At 33.2% G+C, this 4,440-nt stretch carries 4 protein-coding genes; all 4 read left to right on the forward strand.

Annotated elements, in window-relative coordinates:
* A partial coding sequence (locus CI949_RS17340; RefSeq protein WP_290768668.1) for an ABC transporter ATP-binding protein occupies positions 1-674 on the forward strand: 674 nt, incomplete at its 5' end.
* Between the two features lie 5 nt (positions 675-679).
* Positions 680-1,636, forward strand: coding sequence for an ABC transporter ATP-binding protein (locus CI949_RS17345; protein ID WP_218119782.1), 957 nt, complete (start codon positions 680-682; stop codon positions 1,634-1,636).
* Between the two features lie 16 nt (positions 1,637-1,652).
* A complete protein-coding gene (locus CI949_RS17350; protein WP_091401922.1) occupies positions 1,653-3,179 on the forward strand; it encodes an ABC transporter substrate-binding protein in 1,527 nt (508 codons plus the stop codon).
* 49 nt (positions 3,180-3,228) lie between these two features.
* Entirely contained in the window at positions 3,229-4,434 is a 1,206-nt protein-coding gene (locus tag CI949_RS17355; RefSeq protein WP_290768675.1) for a M20 family metallopeptidase, read from the forward strand.
* Positions 4,435-4,440 lie beyond the last annotated feature (6 nt).

Genomic DNA, 4,440 nt, shown 5'->3' on the forward strand with positions numbered 1-4,440 from the left:
TTCAAGATCCTTCCTCTTCTTTAAATCCAGTATTCACAATTCAAAATCAAATTGAAGAAGTTTTAAAAATGTATAGAAAAGCTTCTAAAAAAGAATTTAAAGATATAGTCATTGAAGAACTTAAAAAAGTTAAATTACCTGATGCTGAAAATCTTTTATCAAAGTATCCCCATGAGCTTTCAGGAGGAATGAAACAAAGAGTTATGATCGCCATGATGTTGGCTTGCAGTCCTTCGCTTCTCATTGCTGACGAACCAACAACAGCATTAGATGTTTCTATACAATCTCAATTTTTAAAAGTAATAAAAGAATTAAAAGAAAAATTTAAAATGACAATTTTGTATATTACGCATAATTTAGCCGTTGTAAGTGAAATTTGCGATACGGTTTCTGTTATGTATGCAGGAAGAATTGTGGAAACAGCTTCTGTACACAATATATTTAAAAACCCACAGCACCCTTATACAAATAAATTGATACACAGTATACTTGGTGTTGAAACCACTTTGGAGGACCTTGAAGAAATTCCAGGATCAGTACCAAGGCTTATAAATCCCCCTAAAGGCTGTAGATTTCATCCAAGATGCGAAGAAGCTGTAGATATTTGTTCTAAAGAAAGACCTTATTTAAAAGAAATATCAGAAAATCATATTGTAGCATGTCACAGAAGGTGATTAATGTGGAAAATAATACTATTTTAAAAATTGAGAATCTCAAAAAATATTTTAAAAGTACCAAAGGGATAGTAAAAGCCGTTGATGGCATATCTTTAGAAATTGAGAAGGGCGATACTTTTGGATTAGTTGGAGAATCTGGTTGTGGAAAATCGACTTTTGTCAGAACTATTCTGAAATTAATTAATCAAACAGATGGGAAAATCTTCTTTAGAAATGAAGACATATCATCTTTTGATAAGAATACTTCAAGAAAACTAAGAAAGATTATGGGTATGGTCTTTCAAAATCCTCATTCTTCATTAAACCCAAGAATGACAGTATACGACACTATTTCTAGACCTTTGTTAATTCATAAAATTACTAAAAACAAACGAGATACGACTATAAAAATTGTCGAATTGTTGAAATCGATGGGGTTACAAGCAGAGCATATGATAAGATTCCCTCACGAATTGAGTGGTGGACAAAAACAGAGAATAGCTATAGCTCGTGCTTTAGCAGTTGAACCTGAAATAGTATTTTTGGATGAACCAACTTCTGCTTTAGATGTCTCTGTACAGACCAAAATATTAAAATTATTGGAACAAGCCAAAAAAGATAGAGATTTAACTTATTTCTATATTTCGCATGATATCAACTTGATAAGGGTAGTTTCGAACAAAATTGGGGTTATGTATTTAGGAAAAATGGTTGAAACTGGTCAAACTCAAAAAATATTTGAAAAACCTTTACATCCATATACACAAGGGTTATTTAAATCAGTTCCTGAGCCCGACCCTGACAAAAAGCTTCCTGAAGATATGTTGACTGGAGAGGTTCCATCTCCAATAAACCCACCGAACGGTTGTAACTTTCATCCGAGATGTCCATATGCAAAGTCTATCTGTAAAGAAAAGGAACCAGAATTAAAAAGTTATGAAGATGGTAGATTAATTGCCTGCCACCTTTATTTAAAATAAATTAAGGGGGTAAAACATGAGAAAATTATTTTTTGTATTTTTATTGTCTATTTTGTTGTTATCAACACTTGGTTTGGCAAGAGATACTGTATTAATCGCTATACAAGCAGAGCCATCCAAGCTTAATCCTATAACTTATCAGGATACAGAAGCCGATTTTGTACTCAGCCAAATCCATGACCCACTGGTAGAACTAACTGAGAGTGGAGATTATACATCTGAAGGTGCTGTAATAGAATCTTATTCTTTATCAGAAGATGGTAAAACATATTCTTTTAAGATTAAAAAAGGTATTAAATTCCATAATGGAGAAGAATTAAACGCCGAAGATGTTAAGTTCAGTTACGAGTCTTTTATGGATGAAACTTTAGGATCTCCCCATAGAGATTACTATTCTGATATTGATGAAGTAGTTGTTATAGATGATTACACTGTTGAAGTAAGACTTAAAAACAGAAACGTTACGTTTTTAACTTCAGCAAGATTAAGGAACAAGGTTCTTCCAAAAGATTATATTGAAGAAGTAGGATGGGAAGGTTATGAACAACATCCAATAGGCTCAGGACCTTATGAATTCGTTAGACATGACCCAGGACAGAGAATTGTCTTGAAAAGATTTGATGATTATTGGCAAGGACCAGCAAAAATTCCTAATTTGGAATTTAGATTCTTCCCGGAACTAACATCAGCTATAATGGCTTTACAAGCAAAACAAATTGATTTTATAGCAGAATTACCAGCAGAAGAATTTAAAGCTCTTCAAAACAACCCTTCTTTAGATTTAGGGTATGGAACCTATCAAAAATTTGAAGATCACAGAATTGTATTTAACAGAAGACCAGATTCAGTTTTTTCAGATGTAAAAGTTAGACAAGCTGTTGCTTATGCTATAAATAGAGAGGAAATAATAACTTTGACTATGGGGGATATGGCTGTTCCAGCTGTTGGAAGAATTCCTAACTTCCACGAAGCTTATTCACCTGATATACCAGCATATGAATATGACCCGGAAAAAGCAAGAGAATTGTTAAAAGAAGCTGGTTATCCAAACGGCTTTACCACAAAAATTTTTGCGCCCTCAAACTATAGAGAAAGAGTTTTAGAAGTACAACAAATTCAAAGGCAATTAGCAAACGTTGGAATTCAAGCAGAAGTGGTTGCTATAGAATGGGGAACTTATCTAGACGTAACAGCTGAAGGAGAAGCTCCTATGTTTAGAGAAAGATGGTCTGCTACATCACCTTCTCCATTTAGTTTTGTAGAAAGTTGGCACAGTGAATCTTCATGGAATTCAATTTTTGGGACATATCATAATGATGAAGTTGATAAATTAGTAGACCAAATCAAAGTAACTGTTGACCCTGAAAAAAGATGGGAATTGTACAGAGAAGTGCAAAGAATTGCGATGGAAGATGCTGTGTGTGTTCCTTTATACTGGCCAATTGCTGGAGAAGCTTATAACAATGAAATAAAAATACCAGAGTACCTTTGGAATGTATTCAAAAGACCTATTTACTATGTAAATGAATGGTCATTCAAATAATTATTTTTAAGGCAGCTTAATTGCTGCCTTTTTATAAAGGAGTTTTAGAATGAATATTAATGATATTAAAAAATATATATCTAAAATAATAGATGAAAATAAAGAAGATATTTTTAGTGTTTCAAAATATCTTAAAGACAATCCAGAAATAGGTTTCAAAGAAGAAAAAGCATATGATTTTCTCACACAAAAATTAAGTAGTTTAGGTTTTGAAATCGACAACCCAACAGAGAAACTTCCAACTTCTTTTCTTGGGAAGAAGTCTGGTTTATCCCATTACAAAAAAATAGCAATTTTATTTGAATACGACGCACTACCAACAATAGGACATGGTTGTGGACATAATATGATCTCAGCTATTAGTTACGGTGCTTCTCTCGCATTATCCAAAATTGATGATTTAAAAGGGGATATTTATGTTGTTGGGTGTCCGGGTGAAGAAAATGGGGGAGGAAAAGTTATTTTAACCAATGAAGGAATTTTTGACAATTTTGATGTTGCCATGATGATTCATCCTTCAACAGAAAATAAAGTTTATTCAACCTCCTTGGCATTAGATGCAATTAAGTTTTCTTACAAAGGTCAAACAACTCATGCTTCAGCATCTCCAGAAAAAGGAGTTAACGCTTTAGATGCTGTTATTCATCTATTTAACGGAATAAATTATTTAAGACAATACTTAAAAGATGGAACAAGGATTCACGGGATAATCTCAAATGGTGGCGAAGCTCCAAATGTAATTCCAGACTATGCAGAAGCTAAATTCTACTTCAGAGCAAAAACGAGAGAATATTTAGACGATGTAGTGAAAAAAGGTATAAACATAGCTGAAGGAGCTTCTAAAATGACTGGAGCGGAATTATCTTGGGATTATTATGAACTTTCAAACGATGATTTAAGACCTTCAAAAAAATTATCAGAAACTTTCAGAAAAAATTACATGGAACTCGGTATAAAAAATATAGAACCAGATTCAGAAGGGGGAGGGTCTACAGACGTTGGAAATGTAAGTCACAGGATTCCAGCAGTTCATCCGTATATTTCTATAGCTCCCAAGCACTCCATATCAGGTCATACTGTTGAATTTAGGGATGCAACTTTATCTAAAAAGGGTAAAGAAGCTACTTTACAAGCTGCTAAAGCGATTGCTTTTACAACAATAGATTTATTGTATGAACCAAATTTGCTTAAAAATATTAAAGAAGATTTTGAAAAAAAGGAAACGGAGCCAATTCCCACTCCTTTCAAGACCTAGCTAGCG

It is taken from the genome of Halanaerobium sp. (assembly GCF_003070835.1).